19 protein-coding genes and 1 pseudogene are annotated in these 22,462 nt (G+C 72.9%); 13 read left to right on the top strand and 7 right to left on the bottom strand.

The features are described from left to right. Positions 1–642 precede the first annotated feature (642 nt). From FHX32_RS10780 to FHX32_RS34465, 10 genes and pseudogenes are all read left to right on the top strand, one after another. The gene (locus FHX32_RS10780; RefSeq protein WP_167180664.1) at positions 643–1,209 is read left to right on the top strand and encodes a hypothetical protein; all 567 of its coding nucleotides are present in this window, start codon (positions 643–645) and stop codon (positions 1,207–1,209) included. Then, complete coding sequence (locus FHX32_RS10775) at positions 1,203–2,162, top strand: hypothetical protein (protein ID WP_486480996.1); 960 nt, start codon at positions 1,203–1,205, stop codon at positions 2,160–2,162. The genes FHX32_RS10780 and FHX32_RS10775 overlap by 7 nt, the downstream gene beginning before the upstream one ends. Continuing rightward, the gene (locus tag FHX32_RS10770) at positions 2,159–2,818 is read left to right on the top strand and encodes an SAF domain-containing protein (protein ID WP_167180662.1); all 660 of its coding nucleotides are present in this window, start codon (positions 2,159–2,161) and stop codon (positions 2,816–2,818) included. Before FHX32_RS10775 ends, FHX32_RS10770 begins: the two co-directional genes overlap by 4 nt. Positions 2,819–2,820: 2 nt before the next feature. Continuing rightward, entirely contained in the window at positions 2,821–3,621 is an 801-nt protein-coding gene (locus FHX32_RS10765; RefSeq protein WP_167180660.1) for a P-loop NTPase family protein, read from the top strand. After that, entirely contained in the window at positions 3,611–5,218 is a 1,608-nt protein-coding gene (locus FHX32_RS10760; protein WP_167180658.1) for an ATPase, T2SS/T4P/T4SS family, read from the top strand. The genes FHX32_RS10765 and FHX32_RS10760 overlap by 11 nt, the downstream gene beginning before the upstream one ends. A 6-nt stretch (positions 5,219–5,224) precedes the next feature. After that, positions 5,225–6,124: a type II secretion system F family protein gene (locus tag FHX32_RS10755; protein WP_167182547.1), complete on the top strand. Its 900-nt coding sequence runs from the start codon at positions 5,225–5,227 to the stop codon at positions 6,122–6,124. A gap of 43 nt (positions 6,125–6,167) precedes the next feature. Next, complete coding sequence (locus FHX32_RS10750) at positions 6,168–7,034, top strand: type II secretion system F family protein (RefSeq protein ID WP_167182544.1); 867 nt, start codon at positions 6,168–6,170, stop codon at positions 7,032–7,034. 23 nt (positions 7,035–7,057) lie between these two features. Further along, positions 7,058–7,261, top strand: a complete 204-nt coding sequence (locus tag FHX32_RS10745) for a hypothetical protein (protein ID WP_167180656.1) — start codon at positions 7,058–7,060, stop codon at positions 7,259–7,261. Between the two features lie 6 nt (positions 7,262–7,267). After that, positions 7,268–7,693: pseudogene (locus tag FHX32_RS34980) on the top strand (TadE/TadG family type IV pilus assembly protein); the annotation flags it as partial. Next, positions 7,685–8,221, top strand: coding sequence for a TadE/TadG family type IV pilus assembly protein (locus FHX32_RS34465; RefSeq protein WP_486481094.1), 537 nt, complete (start codon positions 7,685–7,687; stop codon positions 8,219–8,221). The pseudogene FHX32_RS34980 and the gene FHX32_RS34465, both read left to right, overlap by 9 nt. A 41-nt stretch (positions 8,222–8,262) precedes the next feature. On the opposite strand, the gene FHX32_RS10735 is transcribed toward FHX32_RS34465, so the two are convergent. Beyond that, positions 8,263–8,631, bottom strand: coding sequence for a RidA family protein (locus FHX32_RS10735; RefSeq protein WP_486480995.1), 369 nt, complete (start codon positions 8,629–8,631; stop codon positions 8,263–8,265). Between the two features lie 227 nt (positions 8,632–8,858). Here FHX32_RS10735 and FHX32_RS10730 point away from each other — a divergent pair, with 227 nt between their 5' ends. Together FHX32_RS10730 and FHX32_RS10725 are read left to right on the top strand one after the other, a co-directional pair. Continuing rightward, positions 8,859–9,287, top strand: a complete 429-nt coding sequence (locus tag FHX32_RS10730; RefSeq protein WP_167180652.1) for a hypothetical protein — start codon at positions 8,859–8,861, stop codon at positions 9,285–9,287. 15 nt (positions 9,288–9,302) lie between these two features. Then, positions 9,303–10,466: a LysM peptidoglycan-binding domain-containing protein gene (locus FHX32_RS10725; protein WP_167180650.1), complete on the top strand. Its 1,164-nt coding sequence runs from the start codon at positions 9,303–9,305 to the stop codon at positions 10,464–10,466. Positions 10,467–11,128: 662 nt separating this feature from the next. On the opposite strand, the gene FHX32_RS10720 is transcribed toward FHX32_RS10725, so the two are convergent. Then, positions 11,129–11,980, bottom strand: a complete 852-nt coding sequence (locus tag FHX32_RS10720) for a Rieske (2Fe-2S) protein (RefSeq protein ID WP_167180648.1) — start codon at positions 11,978–11,980, stop codon at positions 11,129–11,131. 213 nt (positions 11,981–12,193) lie between these two features. Here FHX32_RS10720 and FHX32_RS10715 point away from each other — a divergent pair, with 213 nt between their 5' ends. Further along, positions 12,194–12,961: a crotonase/enoyl-CoA hydratase family protein gene (locus FHX32_RS10715; RefSeq protein WP_167180646.1), complete on the top strand. Its 768-nt coding sequence runs from the start codon at positions 12,194–12,196 to the stop codon at positions 12,959–12,961. Between the two features lie 63 nt (positions 12,962–13,024). Here FHX32_RS10715 and FHX32_RS10710 read toward each other — a convergent pair whose 3' ends face one another. The 5 genes from FHX32_RS10710 to FHX32_RS10690 all read right to left on the bottom strand — a co-directional run bounded on the left by FHX32_RS10710 (position 13,025) and on the right by FHX32_RS10690 (position 22,330). Then, positions 13,025–17,113, bottom strand: a complete 4,089-nt coding sequence (locus tag FHX32_RS10710) for a discoidin domain-containing protein (protein ID WP_167180644.1) — start codon at positions 17,111–17,113, stop codon at positions 13,025–13,027. A 152-nt stretch (positions 17,114–17,265) separates the two neighbouring features. Beyond that, positions 17,266–18,912 carry a glycoside hydrolase family 13 protein gene (locus FHX32_RS10705; protein ID WP_486480994.1) on the bottom strand — a complete coding sequence of 549 codons (1,647 nt, stop codon included), beginning with the start codon at positions 18,910–18,912 and terminating at the stop codon, positions 17,266–17,268. A gap of 100 nt (positions 18,913–19,012) precedes the next feature. Further along, positions 19,013–19,900, bottom strand: a complete 888-nt coding sequence (locus FHX32_RS10700; RefSeq protein WP_167180640.1) for a carbohydrate ABC transporter permease — start codon at positions 19,898–19,900, stop codon at positions 19,013–19,015. 13 nt (positions 19,901–19,913) lie between these two features. Then, positions 19,914–20,864, bottom strand: coding sequence for a carbohydrate ABC transporter permease (locus FHX32_RS10695; protein WP_167180638.1), 951 nt, complete (start codon positions 20,862–20,864; stop codon positions 19,914–19,916). 86 nt (positions 20,865–20,950) lie between these two features. Further along, on the bottom strand, positions 20,951–22,330 hold the full coding sequence (locus tag FHX32_RS10690) for an extracellular solute-binding protein (RefSeq protein WP_167180636.1): 1,380 nt from the start codon (positions 22,328–22,330) through the stop codon (positions 20,951–20,953). Positions 22,331–22,462: the final 132 nt, after the last annotated feature.

The raw sequence follows: 22,462 nt of genomic DNA, 5'->3' as shown, positions 1-22,462 counted from the left end.
GCACCCACCGCGTGGGCCGCGCGGGGACTCGCGGCTCGGTCCCGGGTGCTCAGCGCTTGCCCGGCAGTCGCCACGGACGGTAGTGCTGGCGTTCGACTGGTGTGTCGACGGGCCGCGCCTACGGCCGATCCGGCGACACAGTTCGGATCGAGCGGAAGGGTCGGCTTGTGCATTGACGGGATTCCCATGAGGCGCGAATGGCGCCCGATTGGGCCGGAGCGGCCGGGGGACGGATCGGGCCAGATGCCGCGTCGAGTCAACTCCGTTCCGCCGGCGACGGGGACCCGACCTCGGATGGGAAATCCATGCCGTGGACAGTGCGGAACGATCACCCCGCTCCGGCTCGGCCGCCTCCGCCTTCTCGTGCCATTCACCCGTCGCCACCACCCGTCATCACTCTCGGTATTCACGTGAATTGCCTCTGTTGCATCGGCGGACGTCAGCCTATGCTCGCCCCTTGGGTGTGACGCAACACACGTCCGAACGACAGGATGTTCGCTGGAACGTGCATTCGTAATTAATTCACAGCGGTAAATGTGGCTGCGCAATTCACGGGCCCGGACGTGGTCATCCGGCCGCGCTGCCGCATGCCCGGAGGTCACCGCGACGGCGGCCCCGGGTCACCACCGAGGAGGCACGACGGTGCGAGGACGGCAGCTCAACCGCTGGCTGGCCTGCCTGCTCACGCTCACGGCGGTCGGTCCGACGACCGCCTGCGGAGCCGAGCGGGAGGCGATCGGCCGGCCCGGTGACGACCGGCGGGCACCCGCCCCCGAGCAGCGGAGAGCGGAGGAACAGGCGGCCGGGAGAGCGGCGCTGGCCGCGTATTCGGGTTATCTCGACGCATCCCGTACGGCCAGCCGGAAGAGCGACCCGCATCATCCGGAACTGTCCAGATTCCTCGCCGACCCGCTGTTGACCCGGGTACGGGTGGCCATCCGCGACGCGAAGGAGCACGGCGCGATGCGTACCGGGACGTTGCGCTCCGACCCCACCGTGACCTCGGTCGACCTGGACGCCGACCCGCCCACCGTGAAGATCCAGGACTGCCTGGACGCCACCGGCTACCGGCTGGTCTACGCCCGGACCAACCGGGTGGTCCCCGGCACCGGCGGAACCCGTCACCTGGCCACCGCCACCGCCACCCGCTATCCCGACGGCCGCTGGTTGATCAGCGCCGGCGCAGGCCACCAGGACCAGCCGTGCTGACCTGGGGCGGGAGGGCCGCCCCGGGCCGCACCACCCGGGTCGGGGTGGCCCGCCGCGCGCTCGCCGGCGGCTGCCTGGCGCTGCTGCTGGTCGCCACGGCCACCGTGCCGGCGGTCGCCGCCGGGCGGGCCGACCCGGGCGTCGAGTGCCCGCCCGGGCAGCCCGACTGCAGTGTCTGGGACGACGACCCGGGCACGCCCGGTGGCCCGGGCGGCGGCGACACCGGCGGGGGCGGGAACTCCGGGGGTGGCGGCGGCGGCAGGTGCCAGTGGAACGGCCGCACCATCCCCTGCTACGACGACCTGCTCGGCTGGTTCAACAACGGCGACGGCTGCTACTACAAGCTCGCCCAGCCGCAGCCGGCCAACACCCCGCCCGGCCAGCAGTGGTACGTGCGCACCTGCAACGGCGGCGACCTGGGCGACCAGACCACGGTGCTGCGGGACAGCCCGCCGCCCGGGTTCGGCGCGCCACCCGACCCGGAGGAGCTGGCCCGCCGGGCGCTGGCCTCGATCCGGCTGCTCCCGCCCCGGGTGGCCGTGGCGCCGCGCAGGAGCAAGGGCCCGGGGCTGGTCGGACTGCCGGTGTGGATGTGGGCCAGCCGGGGCGCGAACTACTTCGGCCCGCTGCACGCCGCCGCCTCCGACCGCGGCCTGACCGTCTCGATCGAGGCGAAGGTCGACCGGATCGTGTGGAGCATGGGCAACGGCCGGAAGGTCACCTGCACCGGGCCGGGCACCGCGTACTCCGCCACCGGGCCACGCGCCGGCCGGACCTCCCCCGACTGCGGCTACCACACCGGCTACCCGAAGGCCGGCACGTACCAGGTCAGCGCCACCACGTACTGGACGGTGACCTGGCGCGGTGGCGGCCAGAGCGGCGAGATCCCGCAGACCCGGACCAGCGGCACCGTCCCGATCCAGATCAACGAACTCCAGGTGGTGACCCGATGAGCCTGGCGACACGCAACGGAACCGGACCGGTTGAGGCGCCGGTCGCCCCGCCCAAGGTGGTCCGGCAGCGCCGGACCCGGCCCGGACTGCTCGGCCTGGCCGTACTGCTGATCGCCCTCGGCGGTCTCGGCGCCGCGTTCGCGGTCACCTCGGTCCGGGCCACCGGCAGCTACCTGGCGGTGGCCCGCCCGGTCGAGGTCGGCCGGCAGCTCAGCGCGGACGACCTGGTGCCGGTGCAGGTGGCCGGCGGTCAGGGCCTGAGACCGGTGCCGGCCGGCCGGCTCGACGACGTGGTCGGCAAGCGGGCCGCGGTGTCACTCACCCCGGGAACCCTGCTCACCATGGCCCAGCTCACCGACGATCCGCTGCTCGCCCCCGGCCAGCAACAGCTCGCGCTGGGCCTCGGCCCGGCCGAGGTCCCGGCCCGCGAGCTGCACCCCGGCGACAAGGTCCTGCTGGTGAGCACCCCGGCCGACGACGACACCGGCCCGGCGGCCATCGCCACCCGGTTCGAGGCCACCGTGATCGACACGGCGACCGGCCAGAACGACACCGAGATCGTGCTCTACCTGGCGCTCGCGGTGCGGGACGTGCCGGCCGTGGTGGCGCTCTCGGCCCAGGAGCGGATCGCCGTCGTGCTCACCGAGGCGGCCTGAGCATGGCGATCATCGCGCTGGTGTCGGCGAAGGGATCGCCCGGCGTCACCACCACCGCCCTGGCCTGCGCGCTGAGCTGGCACCGCCGGCTGGTGCTGGTCGAGGCCGACCCGGCCGGCGGGTCGATCCTCGCCGGTTATCTCGGCGGCGCGCTCGACGGGCCTCGCGGCATCGGTGAGCTGGCCGTCGGCGAACTCCGGGACGGCAACCTGGAGAACGCCTTCTGGTCGCAACTGGTCGACCTCGACGCGCCCAAGCGGGAACGGCTGCTGCTGCCCGGCGTGGTGGACCCCGCGCAGGCCGGCAGCGTCACCCCGCTCTGGCAGCGGTTCGCCGACTTCTTCACCGCCCTGGAGCGGGGCGAGCCCGGCTACGACGTGCTGGTCGACTGTGGCCGGTTGCAGGTCGCCGGCCCGCCCTGGCCGATCCTGCGGGCCGCCTCGGTGGTGCTGCTGGTCAGCCGGGCCCTGCTGCCCGACCTCTCCGGCACCCGGGCGATGGTCCGGGCGATCGAGCGGGACTTCACCGAACACCGCGTCTCCCCCGGCACGCTGCGGCTGCTGCTGGTCGGCGACGGGCACGGGCGCGGCGAGATCAGCAAGGCGCTGCGGCTGCCGGTGATCGCGCGGCTGCCGCACGACCCGCGTACCGCCGAGGTGCTCGGGCTGGGCGGCACCGTGCGCGCCGGACGGCCGCTGATGCGCGCGGCCTGCGCGCTGGAGGTGCCGGTCGGGGCGCTGCTGGAGCGGCGGCGGGCCCGGCTGGCCTGGCCGGTGTCGCAGGGGGTGCCGGATGCGCTTTGAGCCGGTCTCGTCCGACCCGCGCCGCCCGCCGCCCGGGGCCACCTCCACCGCGCCGCCGCTGCCCGCGCCGACCGGTGCCGTGCCGACCGGGGCGAACGGCGCGGCCCCGCCCGGCACGGGACCCGGGACGCCGGCGAACCGGGTCACGCCGACCGGCCGGCACCACCATCCGGCACCGGCCCCGGCCGGCGCGCCGCCGGAGCCGCCACTCCGGCCGCGGGTGGACTTCCAGGTGGTCCGCGAGCTGCGCCGGGAACTCAGCGAGCGGCTCACCCGCTGGCAGCGCGGCCGGGAGTTCGACGCCGACGCCGAGGACACCGAGCGGGCCCGGCTGGCCGTGGCGGTGGTCGCCGAGTACGCCGACTCGGTACGCCGGGCCGGCACCCCGATGGCGGCCGGCGAGGAGCGGCTGCTGCTCGACCAGGTCACCGCCGAGCTGGCCGGGCTCGGCCGGCTGCAGACGCTGCTGGTCGACGACACCATCGAGGAGGTGCACATCCTCGGCTGCGACCAGGTGCGCATCACCCGGCACGGTGGCGGGGTCGACTGGGCCGGGCCGATCGCCGACAGCGACGACGAACTGGTGGAGATCCTCCAGGCGGCCGCCCGCCGGGCCGGCGCCACCGAGCGGTCACTGTCCACCTCGAAGCCCACCCTCGACCTGCAACTGCCCGACGGCAGCCGGCTCGCCGCCGTGTTCCTGGTCAGCCACCGCCCGTACGCGGTGATCCGCAAGCACAACACGCTGGAGGTGAGCCTGGACGACATCGCCGGTGGCCGGGGCGACCTGGACGAGATGATCGACCCGCTGCTGCGCGACTTCCTCCGCGCGTCCCTGCGGGCCGGGTTGAACATCATGGTCGCCGGCCTGGCGGGGGCGGGGAAGACCACGGTCATCCGGGCGCTGATGAACGAGATCCCGGCCGACGAGCCGTACGTGCTGCTGGAGGAGAGCCGCGAGCTGCTGCCGGCTCGCCGCCGGCCGCGGCACCGGGCGGTGATGAGCTTCGAGGCCCGGGAGGGGCACGGCGAACGGGGGCTGGACGGCCGCCCGGCCGGCGAGGTGAGCATCGCCGACCTGATCCCGGTCTCGCTGCGGATGGGCGTGCTGCGGATCATCGTCGGCGAGGTCCGGTCCCGGGAGATCGTCCCGATGCTCCAGGCGATGACCACCAGCCGTGGCTCGATGTGCACCATCCACGCCCGGACGCCGGCCGGGGTGGGCGAACGGATCATCGAGCTGGCGCTGACCCACGGCCGGGAGATGACCGTCGACCAGGCCCGCCGGATGGCCGGCAACGCGCTCGACCTGATCGTCTACGTCACCGTCGAGGACGAAACCGCGATCGGCGGGCGCAAGTACCGCTTCGTCTCGCACGTCGAGGAGGTGATCGGCGTCGGCGAGGGCAACCGGATCGTCACCACCGCCGTCTTCGGCCCCGGTCCGGACGGCCGGGCGGTGCCCCGGCACCTGCCCGAGCGGATCCGCGCCCAACTGCTCCGGGTCGGCTACGACGCCCGGCTGCTGACCCGCTGGATCGAGGCCGGCGCCGGCGCCTGGCGGCGGCCCCTGCAGACCCGACTCGGCCGGCGGTGACCCGTGCTGGCCCACGTCGAACTGATCGCGGTGCTCTCCGGCGCCGCCTGCGTCGCCGGGCTGCTGCTGGCCGTGGTGGCGCTGGTCGGCACCCGCCGGCCACCCGGCCCGGCACCCGGCGCGGGACGGGGACTCGGCCGGCTCTGGCGCGGCTCCGGCGCGACGCCCCGCGAGCAGCGGGCATACCAGGCCCTGCTGGTCGGCGCGCTGGTCGCCGGCGCGCTGGCCTTCCTGGTCACCGGGCTGCCGGTGGTCGGCCTGCTGGTGGCGGTGGCCGTGCCGGGCACACCGTGGCTCTTCTCGGTCGGCCGGGCCGAGCAGCGGGCGATCGCCCGGATCGAGGCGGTCGGCGAGTGGACCCGCCGACTCAAGGACGTCTCCGCCACCGGCCAGGGGCTCCAGCAGGCGGTGATCGGCACCGTCGCCACCGCGCCGGAGGAGATCCAGGAGGAGGTACGGCTGCTCGCCGCCCGGCTCCAGGCCGGCTGGCTGGCCCGCTCGGCCCTGCTCGCCTTCGCCGAGGAGATCGGCGACCCGGTCGGCGACCAGGTGGTGGCGGCGCTGATCCTGCACCTGTCCGACCGGGGCGAGCGGCTCGGCGACGTGCTCGGCTCGATCGCGTCGGCGGCGGCCGCCGAGGTGGCCACCCGCCGGGAGATCGAGGCCAAGCGCACCCAGCCCCGGTTCGCGGTCCGCTTTCTCACCGGGATGACCCTGGCCACGCTGGCGTACGGGCTGGTGAACACCGAGTACATCCGCCCGTACGGCACGCCGGCCGGGCAGTTGGTGATGGCCGCCCTGGGCGCGGCCTTCGTCGGGCTGCTGGCCTGGGTGCGCTCGATGAGCCAGCCGCGGCGGCCGGCCCGCTTCCTACCCGCCCCCGACCCGCAGGAGGCGATCGCGTGAGCGCGCGTCCGGGCCCGGCGGGGCGGAACGGAGGACGAGGGTGATCGGCAACTGGCAGCTCGCGATCGCGGTCTGCGGCGGAGCCGCGGTCGGGCTCGGGCTGTTCCTGGTGGTCCGGGAGCTGGTACCGGCGACTCCGGCGCTCGGCCCCGCGCTGCGCCGGCTGCACCAGCCGGCCGCCGGCCCGGGGCGGGCCGGCACCGGCCGCCGGCTGGAGTGGCTCACCGGCCTGTCCCGCTGGCTGCGCCCACCGCACCGGCAGCTCGCGCTGATCGACCGCACCGCCGAGCAGTACGCGCTGTCGCTGCTGCTCTCCGCGCTGGTCGGGCTCACCATGCCGAGCGTGCTCGGGGTGGCACTGTTCGTGCTCGGTATCGGGGTGCCGGTGGTCGTACCGGTGCTGGGCAGCCTCGGCATGGCGCTGCTCGGCGCGTTGCTCGCCCACCGCGCGGTGCTCACCCGGGCGGAGGCCGCGCGGGACGAGTTCCGCCAGGCGGTCTGCACCTACCTGGATCTGGTCGCGTTGCAGCTGAGCGCCGCCCACGGGCCGGTGCAGTCGCTGGAGCGGGCCGCCGCGGTCTGCGACGGCTGGGTCTTCGACCGGCTCCGGGAGGCGCTGCGGCTGGCCCAGTTGCAGATGCACTCGCCCTGGGACGAGCTGCGCGACCTCGCCGACCGGATCGGCATCCCGGAACTGGGCGACGTGGGCGCGATCATGCGCTCCTCCGGCAGCGAGGGCGCCCAGGTGCACGAGACGCTGCGCAGCCGGGCCGACTCGCTGCGGGACCAGATCCGTACGGACAACCTGGCCCGCGCGGAGGGGGTCACCAGCCGGCTGGACATCCCCGGCGCGCTGCTCGTCTTCGTCCTGCTCGGCTTCGCCGTCTATCCGTTCATCGCCCGGGTCTGACCCGGCAAGAGAAGGAGTACGTCATGTCCCTCGTCACCCACCTGCACGTCGCGCTGACGACGCGCCTGGCCGAGCTGCGCCGCGACGGCGAGCGCGGCGACAGCCCGGTGCCCACCGCGGTGATCATCTTCGGCCTGGTCTTCGTGGCCACGGTGGTCACCGGGGTGGCGCTGGCCAAGGCCAACGACTGGATGAACGCCATCCCGGGCCACAAGAACCCCCAGTAGCGCCCGATGCGTCCCGCGGCTCTCTCCAGCGGGTGCCGGGCGGCCGCCGCCACCGCCCGGCGCCCGCGCCTGCCCGCGGACCGGGGGGCGAACCCGGTGGAGCTGGCCGTGCTGCTGCCGCTGATCCTGGTGCTGCTCTTCGCCGCCATCCAGGTGGCGGTCTGGTTCGTGGCCCGGTCCACCGCGCTGAACGCGGCGCAGAGCGCGGTCAACGCGCAGCGATCGCACCAGGCGCCGCCCGGGGCCGGGGAGGCGCGGGCCACCCGTTTCCTGCTGGCCGCCGGCGACTGGCTCGTCGGCTGGGACGACCCGGGGCCGAGCTGCGTCACCAGCGCCACCGAGGTGACCTGCACTGTGCGCGGGCGCTCCCTGTCGGTGATCCCCGGCGTGGACTTCCCGGTGCGGCAGACCGCGCACGGGACGGTGGACCGAGCCGTGAGCCGTACCGCCGAGCGGGGCTCGGTCTCCATCGAGGTGGCGGTGCTGGCGCCGGCCTTCATCGCGCTCATCGTGCTGGCCGGGGTGGCCGGGCGTACCGCGGTGGCAGCCGAGGCGATCGACGCCGCCGCGCACGACGCCGCGCGGGCCGCGTCGATCTCCCGCGACCCGGCGACCGCACGGCGCGCGGCGCGGGACGCGGCCCGCCGGCAACTGGACTGGCGTGGCCTGGACTGCGCGGGCAGCCCGGAGGTGACCTTCAGCGGTTCGGTACGCGGCAACCCGGCCACCTTCGACGCGGCGTTCCGCAGCCCGGCCGGGCAGGAAGCGACGGTCACCGTCCAGGTGGCCTGCACGGTCTCCTTTCAGGACATCCAGCTCGCGGCGCTGCCCGGGATGCCCGTTGGGAACCGGGTGGCGGCGAGCTTCACCTCGCCGCTGGACCGCTACCGGAGCAGAGTTCTCGGGCTCGGGATGACTGAAGCGCCTTCCGCTGCGAACCCGAGTATGCGTGGTGCGTGATGAGCGGTGAAGGCACGGCGGGATGCTGGCGTTGGCTAGCTTCAGGCGGCGGCGATGGCCTCGATCTCCAGCAGCCACGCCTCGTCGTAGATGCCGGTGATGATGATCGTGAGCGCGGGGCTGTGGTCGCCGAGGAATTCGTGGCGGACCCGGGCGTTAGCTTCTCGGTATTGCCGGTCGGACAGGAAGATGGTGACCTTGACAAGGTTGCGCACGGTCATGTCCGCGTCCTTCAACACGGTCAGCACGTTGCGCCACGCCTGCCGGCATTGGGTGTCGAAGTCGTCCGGCACGGTGCCGTCAGGTGCTTCGGGGACCTGGCCGCTGATGAACAGGGTTCGGTCGGCGCCGGTGACCAAGGCGCCCTGGGCGTAGGACCAGGGCTGCGGATCAAGGCTGGTGATCTGCACGGCGGACACGATATGGGCAGCCCTGTCGTTGCGTCCAGCGAGTTGTCTGTCGTGGCGGGCGCTGCTTGGAGAGCAGGATCACTCCGTCTCGGTGGCGATGAGCGAGTCAGGAATCCCGACGTTTCGTCGAAACTCTCATCAACGCTCGGGATGCCCCGATGACCAGGGCTTTCGGCAGCTCAAGACAACCCGGCGGGGAAGTAACCCATGACACTTCTGACCAGGGGATGAACGCCCGCCGCGCGTACGACGCCGGCCGGGTGAGCGTCTTCCTCGCCGTGACGATGGTCGGCGTACTGGCGATCATCGGTCTCGCCTTCGACGGCGCGGGGCAGCTCCGCACCCTCCAGCGGGCCGACAACCTCGCCGCCGAGGCGGCCCGGACGGGCGGCCAGGCCATCGACCGGGCCACCGCCATCGAGGGCGGGCCGAAGCGGATCAACCAACCCCAGGCGCGTCGGGCGATAGCCGACTACCTCGCCGCGGCCGGCGCGACCCGGTACTCGGTGAGCTTCCCGACCGTCGACGGCGAGACCCTCGTCCGGGTCGAGGTCACCGTCACCTACCGCAGGTCCATGCTCGGCCTCTTCGGCTTCGACGACACCGTCACCGTCTCCGGGGAGGCCACCGCGCGGGCGCTCACCGGGGCGCCATAGGGAAGGAAGGCAGCCATGGCCGCATCGGGTCGCTCCGTGGCACGGCGGACCGGACGGGTCCTGACCGGGTTCGCCGCGCTCGTCGTGCTCTGCACGGTGCTGGTCGGCGGGCCGGTGGCGCTGCTCGCCCTCGCCGGCAACCCGTTGCCGGACCACGTGCCCACCGTCGCCGAGATCGGCGCCACGCTGACCAGCCGCGACGACGGCCGGCTGTTCCTGCGGGCGCTGGCGCTGGCCGGCTGGTTCGGCTGGGCCACCTTCGCCCTCTCCGTGCTGGTCGAACTGGGGGCGCAGGCGCTGCGCCGGCCGGCACCCCGGCTGCTCGGGATGAGCCGCCAGCAGCGCGCGGCGGCCGCGCTGGTCGGGTCGGTCGCGCTGATCGTCGTTGCCGCCCCGGCGGCGAGCGCCGCCACGGCCACCATGCAGCCGTACGCCCAGCCGGCCGGCCCGGCTGCCGCCGCCCCGGCCGCGGTTCCGCCGTCGACCGCCGTGCCCGTCTACCGGGTGGCGAAGGGCGACTACCTCGGTGCCGTCGCCGAGCGCTACCTGGGCGAGTTCGCCGACTACCGGGAGCTGGCCCGGCTCAACCGGCTGGACGACCCGGACCGGATCCGCGCCGGCCAGGTGCTGAAGCTGCCCGCGCAGGCCAGCGACCGGGGCGCCCGCCCGCACGCCACCGGCCGGCTGGTCGCCCGCCCCGCCCGGCCCGCGCCCCCTGGTCACCCGGTCCCTGGCCGGACCGCACCGGAACAGCCCGCCCCGGGCCAGGCCGCCGCGGGCCAGCAGACCCCGGGCCAGACCACACCGGGTCGGGTGACCCAGGGGAAGGCCGGCTCCGGCCAGGCCGCTCAAGGTTCGGCCGAGCCAACGCGGGGACGGCCGGGAGCGGCTCCGCCGGAAACGCAGGCACCCGGCGGCGCCCCGGTGACGGTCGGGGCGGCAAGGTCGGGCGAGGCGGACCGGATGAACCGGCCGCTGGCCGTCGCCGCCGTGCTGGCCGTGGCCAGCATCGTCGGCGCCCAGATCGGCGCGGTCCTCGGCCTGCGCCGCCGCCCGGCTACCGTGCGCGCCGGCTCCAGCGGGCTGGGCGGCACCGCCCGACGGGAAGGCGGCGCGGTGCGTGGTGCGAGATCGAGCGCGGCCGGAGAACTCCCGGTGGGCCGGCACCGCCGCGACTAGCCCCAGCCGAGCCGAACAGCCGCCACAGCCCCGACAACCGCCCCGGCACCAGCCCGGCGACCGACACCGCGGCAAGAACCCCGACGAGCCAACCGGGCAGCGTCTGCCGACGCGCCCCGCACCGGTCCGGCGACCGGCACCACCGCGACCCACCAACGACCCAGCCGACCAGGCGAAACCATCATGACGACCGCAGCGGACCGGTCCGACCGACACCACCGGGCACCAACCGCGCCGCCGTAACCAGCAGTCGAGTGGGCCGGACAGGCCGGGGATCGTCACCGACGGTCACGCCGACCCGGCGGCACATCTCATGAGCCTGATGACTCTCCGGCATATATATACCGGAGAGTCATCAAGCTCTGCGAGCACCTTCCGTGCTGCCCACGACACGCCGAAGGGCGGCGCGACACGCCGGGCACAGTCGCGTGGTTCCGGATCGGGACCGCAATGCCACCGCGACCAGCCGCGACCGCCAGGTGGCGCGCGACCGCTGCCGGGCAGGACCGGGAGTCGGCGCGGCGTCGTGCGTCGCGCCTGCAAAGGCGCAGGTCCGGCGGTGGTGATCGCCCGCCAAGCGCGCGGCTCTCGCCAGGCCCACCGCACTCACCGCGAGCCACGGAAAGCCACGGCGACCACGGCGAGCCACGGCGAGCCGCGGGTCAGGGGAGCCGCGCCTCCAGCACTCCCGCACGGATCCGGGTGGGCAGGATCTGCTGGTCGTTGCCGGACGGGCCGTGCACGACCTCGCCGCCGTTGAGCCGGAACGTGCTGCCGTGCCACGGGCAGACCACGCACTCGTGCCCGTCGACCATCTGCACCTCGCCCTCGCCGAGCGGGCCGCTCTGGTGCGGGCAGCGCTCCAGCATCACCGTGACGTCGTCGCCGTGCCGGTAGAGGATCACCGACACGTCGTCGATCTCCCGGGTGACCAGCTGGCGCTGCGGCAGTGCCGCCAGGTCACCCAGCGGGTGCCAGCCGCCGCTCATCCGGTGCAGCTCGGAGATGCTCTGGTTGACCTGCGCGCCCTGCTTGTACGCCAGGTGCCCGCCGATGTAGGCGCCCATGCTCGCCGCACCGAGCCCCATCATGCCGAGGGCGCGGCCGAGTCCGTGCCGGCCGCGCAGGCGCGCGCTCACCGAGCTGGCGTAGAAGGCCAGGGCGACGGTGTTGGACGCGGCGTGCACCAGGCCGACCCGGCGCTGGTCGGGGGCGAGTGCGGCCCAGTCGTTGAGGCCGGCGACCGCCGCCGGCAGGGCGCTCACCGTGCCCAGCGTGGTGAGCGTGGTGGCCGCCCGCTGCTGCCCGGGCAGCACGTCCAGGACCGCCGCGCTGATCCACGCGCCCACCGGCACCTGCACCATCGCCGGGTGCAGCGGATGGCCCAGCCACACCCCGTGCAGCAGGTCGCGGACCCGCTGCGGCCGCAGCGTCGCCTGCACCGCGCGCTGCAGCCGGTCACCCACCCGGTCCAGCCGGGTGTTCTGCTCGATCTTCGTCAAGAGTGCTCGCACCCGTACCGACTTCCCGGCGTTCGCGGTCGCAAACCGGTCGGCGGTGACGGATCCGCGGCCGTACGTGACGACAGGGCGCCGGCGTCGCAGTCGGGCATCGCCGGCCGGGTCGGCGCTACCGCCGATCACCACCGGGCGGCCCAGAGCCATGCGGCGGTGTCCGGGCGCGGTCCGCCGCTGGCGGGCCGGCGCCGCCGGGGGCATGCTGTGCCGATGGGCGTACGGGTCGAACGCGACGGGCCGGTGACCACGGTGATTCTGGATCGGCCGGCGGCGCGCAACGCCGTCGACGGGCCGACCGCCCGGGCACTGGCCGACGCGTTCCGCGCCTTCGACGCCGACCCGGACGCGGCGGTGGCCGTGCTCTGGGGCGCCGGCGGCACGTTCTGCTCCGGGGCCGACCTGAAGGCGATCGGCACGCCGAGCGGCAACCGGGTCGAGGCGGAGGGCGACGGCCCGATGGGCCCGACCCGGATGATCCTGACCAAGCCGGTGATCGCCGCCGTCTCCGGGTACGCGGTGGCCGGTGGGCTGGAGCTGGCGCTCTGGTGCGACCTGCGGGTCGCCGAGTCCGACGCGGTGCTCGGGGTGTTCTGCCGGCGGTGGGGGGTGCCGCTGATCGACGGCGGGACGGTCCGGCTGCCCCGGCTGATCGGCGAGAGCCGGGCGATGGACCTGATCCTCACCGGCCGGCCGGTGCCGGCCGCGGAGGCGTACGCCATCGGGTTGGTGAACCGGCTGGTCGCGCCGGGTGAGGCGCGGGCGGCGGCCGAGCGGCTGGCCGCCGAGATCGCCCGGCATCCGCAGACCTGCCTGCGCAACGACCGGGCCTCGGCGCTGGCCGGCGCGGGCCTGCCGGAGCCGGCGGCACTCGCCACCGAGCTGGCGTACGGGATGGACTCGCTGGCCGCCGACGCGGCGGCCGGGGCGGCCCGGTTCGCGGCCGGCGCCGGACGGCACGGCGCCCCGGCCGACGACTGACGCCGGCGGGCGCCGCCGGGAGGGTGGTCCTCCCGGCGGCGCCCAGTTCGCTGCCGGCCGGCCTCAGCCGCGGTTGATGGTGAAGGTGGACGTGGTGTTGCGGATGTCCTGCCAGTTGTCGGTCAGCCGCAGGTTCACGAAGGTGGCCGAGCCGACGGCCGGGCCCTGGCCCTGCTCCGGCAGCTCGTTGACCCAGATGCCGAAGCCCGACTTGGCGTCGAACGCGTCACCGCTGCGCCGCGCCCCGGAGATCGACACGTTGGTGAAGACCGTGTCGGTGATCGGGTTCTCCGGCTGGCTCCCGTTGTACTTGGTCTGGAACATGATCCCGGAGTACGTGGGGTCGACGATGTCCACGTCCGAGACGCGGATGCCGCGGAACTCCTTCGACGCCGAGAAGACCCAGATGGCCGGGAAGGTCTGCGCGCCCCAGAAGTGCCCGCCGGACCGGATCAGCGAGATGTTCTCGAACCGGGTCGGCGGGCTGGCGCCGAACCCGATGAACGGATAACCGAAGTCCAGCGAGCTGATCGTGATGCCGGAGTACGTCAACTGGTCCGCGATGTAGAGGTTGCGGAAGATGTTGTCGTAGCCGCCGTACACCGCGATCCCGGCCGCCCGCCAGGTGAGCGTGGCGGTCAGGTTCTCGAAGACGTTGCCGTGGTTGGCCGTGGAGCCGCCCTGGTCGACGGCCGAGAAGAGCGCGAACGCGTCGTCGCCGTTGGACCGGCCCTCGGAGTTGCTCACCAGGTTGTTGGTGCTGCCGTTGGTCATGTTGACCGCGTCGGCGAAGGTGTTCCGGAACCGGCTGTTGGTGATCTTCAGGCCGCTGACGCTCACCCCCCAGTACGCGCACACCGTGTGCTCGACCCAGACGTTGTCCAGCGTCAGGTTGTCGACGTCCCGCAGCTCACCCCAGACCTTCCCCGGCCCGTCGATCCGGTTGGTGTAGTTGCCGAAGAAGGCCACGTGCTCGAAGGACGACCCGCCGGCCGAGGGCTCCACCCGGAAGCCGGCGTCGGTGTTCTGCTGGGACACCGGCGTCTGGAAGCGGGTGAACCACATGCCCGCGCCGACCACCTTGACCGCCTTGCCGTAGACCTGGAACTTCTGCGCGGTCTCGTACGTGCCGGCGGGCAGGTAGACGCCGACCAGGTTGCCGGTGCTGTCCATGCGGACCGCGTCCAGGGCGTTCTGCACGTCCTGATGGCTGAACCCGTTCGGCACCTTGTACCTCGCCGGGTCCGGGTTGGCTCGCGGCGCAACCTGCTCCAGGTTCACGAAGTCGATGGCGTACGTGGTGCCGTTGGCCGGATCCTTCTGCAACCGGATCCGACTGCCCGCCGGGATGGTCGAGTCCAGCAGGACGTTCGCCTCGTCGTAGAGGTGCCGGGGCGGTCCGGCGCTCGGCGAGTCGCTCGGGCCGGCCTCCGCGCCGTACAGCCAGATGTGCTTCGAGGTGAGGCTGATCGGCTTGTGCAGCACGCCGTTGACGTAGATGTTCAACGTCGAGGTGATCCCGCCCCCGCCCGGCGCGTCCGGGATGGAGAAGCGGGTGACCAGGGCGTTGGCCGGGGCCCGGGTGGTCCACTCGACGTACGCGCCGGTGCTGTTCAACGTCACCGCCCGCCGGCCGGACGCCTCGCCGGCCAGGTCGCCGATGGTCCGGTTCGGCCCGACCACCTGCGCCCCGCCGCCGACCGAACCCTCCTCGGCCTCGTACATGTCGTACGGCAGGTTGGCGCCGCGGCCCACGAAGAGCGACCGCTCGCTGGTGTTGTTCTCCCGCTTCACCGGCAGTTCGTTGGCGTCGTCGACGAGCACCACCCGGACCGTGTACCGGCCGTTGGCCGCCGTCCAGGTGCCCAGGTCGACCGGGCCGGCGCTGGCTCCGGCGGCGATGGTGCCGCTGTACGAGCCGGTCAGCGTGCGGACCACGGCGCCGGTGTCATCTCGCACGGTCAGCGTGATGCCGTGCGCCCCGCCCGCCGAGGCGACCGTGCCCTGGTTGCGGATGGTCACCGCGAAGCGGACCGTGGCACCCGCGCTCGGCGTGCCGGGCGACCAGGTCACCGCCGAGGCGACCAGGTCGGAGCTGGCCACCGCGCTGACCGTGAGCGCGGTGGGGTAGGTGTGGCCGTTGTTCGTCTCGTTCTGCTCGATGACCGTGTTCGCCGGGTCGACCGTGGCGCCGACCTGGTAGCTGCCGGCGTCGCGCGGGCCGATGTTCGCCGAGACGGTGGTCGACGCGCCGGCCGCCAGCGCCCCGACGGTGGCCGTGCCGACCTCCGTCGTACCCAGGCGGAAGTCGACGGTGGTGGCGGCGGAGGCCGCCGTGCCGGCGTTGCGCACGGTGGCCGACAGGGTGATCGGGTCGGTCTCCACCGGCGCGGCGGGCGAGACGGAGATCCCGGTGACGGTGAGGTCCGGGTTCGGCGCCGGGACGCCGATCACCTGGAGTTCGGCGACCTGGCCGTTGGACGAACCGGAGTTGGCGGTGAACTGGAGCCGGACGTCGGCGGCCGTCGCCGACACCGGGATGGTCACCGTGTTGCTGCTCGCCGGGCTGAACGAGTACGTCGTCGAGCCGACCAGCGTGCTGAAGCCGGACGCCGACTGCTCCCGGCCGAGCACCTGGAAGGTCTGGGTGCGCGGGCCCCAGACCGGGTCCGGGTTCACCTTCACCACCAGCGCGCTGATGCTCGCGTTGGCGCCCAGCGCGACGGTCAGCGTGCTCGGGTACGCCCCGGGCGCGCCCTCCCAGTAGGTGGTGACGTCGTCGTCGTTGGCGTTGGCCGCGGCGAAGACGTGCACCGTCGACGAGGCGGTGATCGGCTTGCCGACCGCGAGGTTGCTGCCGCCCGGCGTACCGCCGGTCCGGGTCACCGTGTTGCTGTCCGCCGACACGTTGCCCGCCGCGTCGCGGGCCCGGACGACGTAGCTGACGGTGGCCCCGGCCGGCTGGTTGTCGGTGTAGCTGAGCGTGCTGCCGCTGACGGTGGTGCGCAGGGTGCCGTTGGCGTAGACGTCGTAGCCGGTGACTCCGACGTTGTCGGTCGAGGCGTTCCAGGTCAGCCGGATCTGCCCGGTCGCCGGCTCGGTGTAGGCGAGGTTGCCGGGCGCGGACGGCGGCTGGGTGTCACCGGTGGCCGGGCCGTAGACCTCCAGCTCGGAGAGCTGCCCGGCGGGCCAGCCGGTGTTCCCGGTGAAGAGCAGCCGCAGGTAGCGGGTGCTGGCCGCGGTGAACGTGATGGTCACGGTGTTGCTGTTCGCGCCGGGGGTGAACGCGTACCCGGCCGAGGCGACGAGGGTGCCGAAGGTGGAGCCGTTGGGGCCACCCTGCACGGTGATCGTCTGGGTCCGCGCGTCCCAGCCAGCGGGCAGCTTGAGCACCAGCCGGTTGACGCTCACCGTGGCCGCGAGGTCGACCTGGAGCCACTGCGGGAAGGCGTTGTTCGCGCTCTCCCAGTAGCTGGCCTGGTTGCCGTCGTTGGCGTTGCCGGCGACGTAGACGTCCGCGTGGGTACTCGCGGTCATGCTCCGGCCGGCCGCCAGGTTCGCCGAGGAGCTGGCCGCGCCGTAGACCTCCAGCTCGGCGAGCTGTGCCGCGCCCCAGCCGGTGTTGGCGGTGATCGCGATTCGGACGTACCGGGTGGTGGTGGCCGGGAAGTCGAGGGTGACGGTGTTGCCGTTGGCCGGGCCGAACGCCCGGCCGGCCGAGGCGACGACGGTGCTGAAGCCGGTGCCGTCCGCACTGCCCTGCACCGACAGCGTCTGGGTGCGCGCCTCCCAGCCGGCCGGCAGCTTCAGCTTCACCTGATCGACGGAGCGCGCGGAGCCCAGGTCGACCTGGGCCCACTGCGGGAGGGCGCCGCTGCTCTCCCAGTAGGTCGCCGGGTTGCCGTCGGTGAGGTTGGCCGCGACGTACGGGCCGTTGACGCTGCTGGCCGCGGCGTTGCGGCCGGCAGCGAGGTTGGGTCCGCCGGCCGCGACGGCCGGCGGCGCGGGCGCCGCGGTGACGGCGAGGCCGAGCACGGCGAGCGCCGCGACGACCCGGTGCGTGACGGTGGTACGCGAGGTCGAGGTGCGGGCGGCGATGCCAGCGCGGGTCCGGCTGCTTCGGGGCGGGGTGGCGGTGGCGTGGTCGGGCATGAGCTGGGCTCTCCCTTTCGTGATGGTCCTTCTCCCCCGTGCGTTGCGGTGGTGCTGGGTGCGGTGCCTCCTTCTCGGGCTCGGGCCGGTGGGGGCCGGCGGGGTGGGCGCGGTGCCGGCGGCCGGGACGGGGCCGCCGGCACCGCGGTCGGTCAGGCCGGTTCGGGTCCGGCCGGGGTTTCCGGGGTACGCAGCCAGACGGCGGTGTCCGGCGGGAGCAGGTCGTCGTCGAGCGGCCCGCTGGCGAGCAGCCGCCCGGTGTGCGGCGGCAGCGGCACCGCCGCGGCGGAGAGGTTGACCAGGCAGGTGAAGCCGGGCGGGCGGTGGAAGGCGAGCACCCCGTCCGGTGCGGGCAGCCAGCTCATCGTCCCGTCGCCGAGCGCCGGGTGGGCTCGCCGGATCCGGATCGCCGCCCGGTACAGCTCGAGCATCGAGGTGGTGTCGCCGGTCTGCGCACGGACCGTCCGGTCCTTCCAGTCGGCCGGCTGCGGCAGCCAGGGTGCGGCGGCGCCGTCGGGGCTGAACCCGAACGGCGGCTCGTCACCGGTCCACGGGATCGGCACCCGACAGCCGTCCCGGCCGGGGTCGACTCCGCCGGAGCGGTGGTACATCGGGTCCTGGCGCAGCTCGCGCGGGATGTCCTCGACCTCCCACAGGCCCAGTTCCTCGCCCTGATAGACGTACGCGGCGCCGGGCAGCGACAGGGAGAGCAGGGCCGCCGCGCGGGCCCGTCGGGTGCCCAGCTCCAGGTCGGTGGGGATCCCCTCGCGTTTCGCGGCGAAGCTGAACGTGGTGTCCTGCCGGCCGTACCGGGTGACGTGCCGGGTGACGTCGTGGTTGGAGAGCACCCAGGTGGCCGGGGCGCCGACCGGGGCGTGCGCGGTGAGCGTGGTGTCGATGCAGGCGCCCAGCGCGGCCGCGTCCCAGGCGCAGCCGAGGAAGTCGAAGTTGAACGCGGCGTGCAGTTCGTCCGGGCGCAGGTAGTTGGCGAACCGCTCGTGGTCGGGGAGCCACACCTCGCCGATCAGCGCCCGGTCGCCGGGGTAGCCGTCGGTGATCCGCCGCCAGCTGCGGTAGATGTCGTGCACCGCGTCCACGTCGACGAACGGGCTCGGGCCGTCCGGTGTCGCCTCCGGCAGCGTCGGGTCCTTGGCCAGCATCGCCGCGGAGTCGATCCGGATGCCGTCCACGCCCCGTTCGAGCCAGAACCGCAGGATGTCCTCGAACTCGGCCCGCACCCGGGGGTGGTCCCAGTTGAAGTCCGGCTGCTCCGGGGCGAAGAGGTGCAGATACCAGTCGCCCGGCGTGCCGTCCGGGTTGGTCGTGCGGGTCCAGGTGTCGCCGGCGAACGGCGAGACCCAGTCGGTGGGCTTGCGCGCCCCGTCCGGGCCCCGGCCGGGGCGGAACCAGAACAGCTCCCGTTCCGGCGCGTCCGGGTCGGCGAGCGCCGCCTGGAACCAGGGGTGCGCGTCGGAGCAGTGGTTGGGCACCACGTCGACGATGGTCCGGATGCCGAGCGCATGCGCCTCGGCGATCAGCGCCTCCACCTCGGCCAGGGTGCCGAAGACCGGGTCGATGTCGCGGTAGTCGGCCACGTCGTAGCCGGCGTCGGCCATCGGGGAGGGGTACCAGGGGTTGAACCAGATCGCGTCGACGCCGAGCGCGGCGAGGTGGTCCAGCCGGGACCGGATGCCCGCGATGTCGCCGATCCCGTCGCCGTCGCCGTCGGCGAAGCTGCGCGGGTACACCTGGTAGATCACCGCTGAACGCCACCACGGACCGTCGTCTGCTGTGGACACGAGCACCTGCTTTCTGCGTCGGTACGTCGGCGGGTCCGCCGGAGGCGGATGTGCCGGGCGGACGTCGTCGTCCGCCGCGGGTGGTTGCGCCGGCGGTGGGTCAGCCCTTGAGGCTGCCGGTGGTCAGGCCGGACATGATGTTCCGCTGGAAGATCAGGAAGACGATGACGGTCGGGATGGCGGCGATGACCGACGCGGCGACCACGACGTTCATGGGTGTGCCGCCCGAGAAGGCGTAGATGCCGACGCTGACCGTCCGGGTCTCCGGGTGCGGCATGACCAGCTTCGGCCAGAGGAAGTCCTTCCAGACGGCGGTCACCGCGAAGATCGAGACCACGCCGAGGATGGGGCGCGACATCGGCAGGATGATCGACCAGAGCGTGCGCAGTGGTGTCGCCCCGTCCATCAGCGCCGCCGCCATCAGGTCCTCCGGGATCGAGTCGAAGAACCGCTTCAGCAGGAAGATGTTGAACGCGTTCGCGACCAGGGGCAGCCAGATCGCGAACGGCGAGTCGAGCAGGTTGAGGTGCAGGATCGGCAGGTCGATCACCGCCACGTACTGCGGAACGATGAGGACCATCGCCGGGATCATCAGCGTGGTCAGCATCAGGCCGAGGATCACGTTGCCCAGGATCGGTCGGAGCTTCGACAGGGAGTACGCCGCGGCGGTGTCGAAGACGAGTTGAAACAGCACCGCGCCGGCCGCGTAGTAAAACGTGTTGAACAGCAGCTTGGCAAGGTCCAGGTTGTGCCAGGCGTCCACGTAGTTCTGCGGCTGCGGATCCTTCGGGAACAGCGTCGGCGGGGTCTGCGCGATCTCCTGGCCGGACTTGAGCGCGCCGGTGACCATCCAGTAGAGCGGCCCGAGGAAGACGAGCGTGAACACCACGACCACGACGGCGAGCAGAGTCCAGTAGACCGCCTTGCCGCGTCCGCGCCGCAGCTGGGCGTGGGAGATGAGGGTCCGGGTCCCGGAGTCCTGTGCCATTTCCTCGTCCGTCCTAGTCCTGTTTCGCGGTCAGCCGCGCGTACACGGCGGAGAAGCCGGCCAGCACCACGAGCATGATCACGCCGAGCGCGGCGGCCCCGTTGAGGTCGTTCTGGAAGAAACCGTGCTGGTAGATGAGGTACGCGACCGAGGTCGCCGAGTCCTGGGCGCCGGCGCCGTTGGCGAGGATCAGCGGCTCGATGAAGAGCTGCATGGTGGCGACGATCTGGAGCATCGCCAGCAGCGCGAGGATCAGCCGGGTCTGCGGGATGGTCACGTGCCGGATCCGCCGCCAGATCCCGGCGCCGTCCAGCTCGGCCGCCTCGTAGAGTTCGCCGGGGATGTTCTGCAGCGCGGCCAGGTAGATCAGCACCGCGCTGCCCATGTTCATCCAGGTCGACGCGATCACCATCGCCGGCATGGTCATCTCCGGGGACTGCATCCACTGCGACGTCGGCAGGTGCAGTGCCTTGAGGATCGCGTTGAACAGCCCCGCGTCGCTGGGGTCGTACGCGTAGAACTTGAACAGGAAGAGCGCCGAGGCGGGCGGGAGCATCACCGGCAGGTAGACCAGGATCCGCAGGTAGCCCCTGGCGTGGCGGAACTCGTTGAGCAGGATCGCCACGAAGAACGGCACCGCGTAGCCGAGGACGAGCGCGAGGACGGTGAAGTAGAAGGTGTTCTTCCAGGCCGTCCAGAAGCTCGGGTCGTCGATGATGCGGGCGTAGTTGTCCCAGCCCACCCAGGTGGTCTCGCCGCGCCGGGTGCGCTGGAAGCTCATCACGACGCCGCGGATCATCGGGTACCAGGAGAAGACGACGAAGCAGAGCAGCGCGCCGATCAGGAACGCGTGCCCGGTGAGGTTGTCCCGCACCTTGCGACCGAGGCCGGTAGGCCGTCGCCCGGCCGGGACCGGCGGGCGGCCCGGTTTCCTGGTGGTGCCGGGAAGGGTGGTGATGGTCAAGGCAACTCCTGCGCGGAAGTCGGTGACCGGACGGTCTGGACCCGGACGGTGTGCGGGGGTCGGCGCGCCGACCCCCGCACCATCGATCAGCTCTCCGCCGCGAGGAGTTGGTTGACCTTGTCCTCAGCGGTCTTGAGCAGCGCGTCGATGTTCGCGTTCGGGTTGGTCAGCACCCCGGACATCGCCGCGTCGAGCACCGCGTAGATCGCCTGCGCGTTGCGCGGTTCGCCCTTGATCGGAACGGGGTTCGCCTCGAAGGCCGCGAAGTTGGCGGTGTCGACGTTCGCGTTCGCTTTGCGCAGTTCGAGTTCCTGCTTCTGTGCCTCGCTGCCGGCCGCGAAGAGCAGCGGCTGGGGCAGGCCGACCGGGTAGTTCTGCGGCTTGGCCCGGACGTAGTCGAACTGGCCCTTGCCCGGCGTCAGCTTCTGGTACGCGATCCACTTCAGACCGGCCCTGACCTGCTCCGGGGAGAGGCCCTTCTTGAAGAAGTAGCCCTCGCCGCCGCCGAGCGTCGCCTTGGCCGGGCCGTCCTGGCCGGGCAGCGGGCCCATCGCCCAGTCCTGGAACTTGCCCTGGAACTGGCTGACGATCGCCTGGGTGGTGTCCGGCGCGCCGATGAACATGCCCACCTTGCCCGCCGCGGCGTTGGTCAGCAGGTCGCCCCACTGCAGCAACTGGCGGCTGCCCATGCTGTTGTCGCCGTACCGCATGTCCTTGAGGTTCTGCAGGACCTGCCTGCCCATCGCGTTGTTGAAGTCGGCCTTCTTGCCGTCCGGGGTCAGCACCTGGCCGCCCTGGGAGTAGAGCAGGGAGGTGAAGTGCCAGCCGCCGGTGTTGCCGGCGCTGTACTCGGCGTAGCCGGCGATGCCGTTGCCGAGCGCGGCGATCTTCTTGGCCGCCGCCCGGACCTCGGGCCAGGTCTTCGGCGGGTTGTTCACGTCGAGCCCCGCCTGCTGGAACAGGACCTTGTTGTAGACCAGGCCCATCGAGTAGTTCTTCACCGGGACGCCGTAGAGCTTGCCGCCGTCGCTGAAGACCTCCTTGAGCGCCGGGTCGACGCTGTCCCAGGTCGGGATGGTGTCCCTGGTGGCGTACCCGGTGATGTCCATCGCCTGACCGGAGTCGAGCACCTGCGCCAGGTCGGTCATGTACCCGTAGAAGACGTCGGTCACGGTGCCGCCGGCCAGGCGGGCGGTGAAGTCCGGCGGGTTGTTGCACTGCTCGCCGACGCTCACGCTCTTGATGACGATGTCAGGGTTCTGTCGCTGGAACTCGGCGACGTCGTCGTTCCAGTTCTGCAACAGCTCTTTCTGGGAGCCGACCGGCTGGCAGTCGACGGTGATGGTGACCTTGCCACCTGCCTCGTCCGAGGCGTCGTCGCCCTTCGTGGAGCAGGCGGTGAGGCTGAGCCCCAGGCCGGCCACGAGCGCTAACGCCGCAGCCTTCCGGTACTGCGGTACGGACATCTGTCCATCCCTTCGCCGAACGGGTGTCTCCATGACCTACGCGGAACTGCGGTGATCGTCACCGCGGCCGATGCCCTGCTACGTGATGCATCCGTCATGCGACCTGACCCGCGGTAACCGCTCCGGGGCCCG

This window comes from Micromonospora sp. CNZ280 (assembly GCF_011759515.1).
Note: the sequence above shows the minus strand (reverse complement) of the source record. Positions and strands in the feature narration are given on the sequence as shown.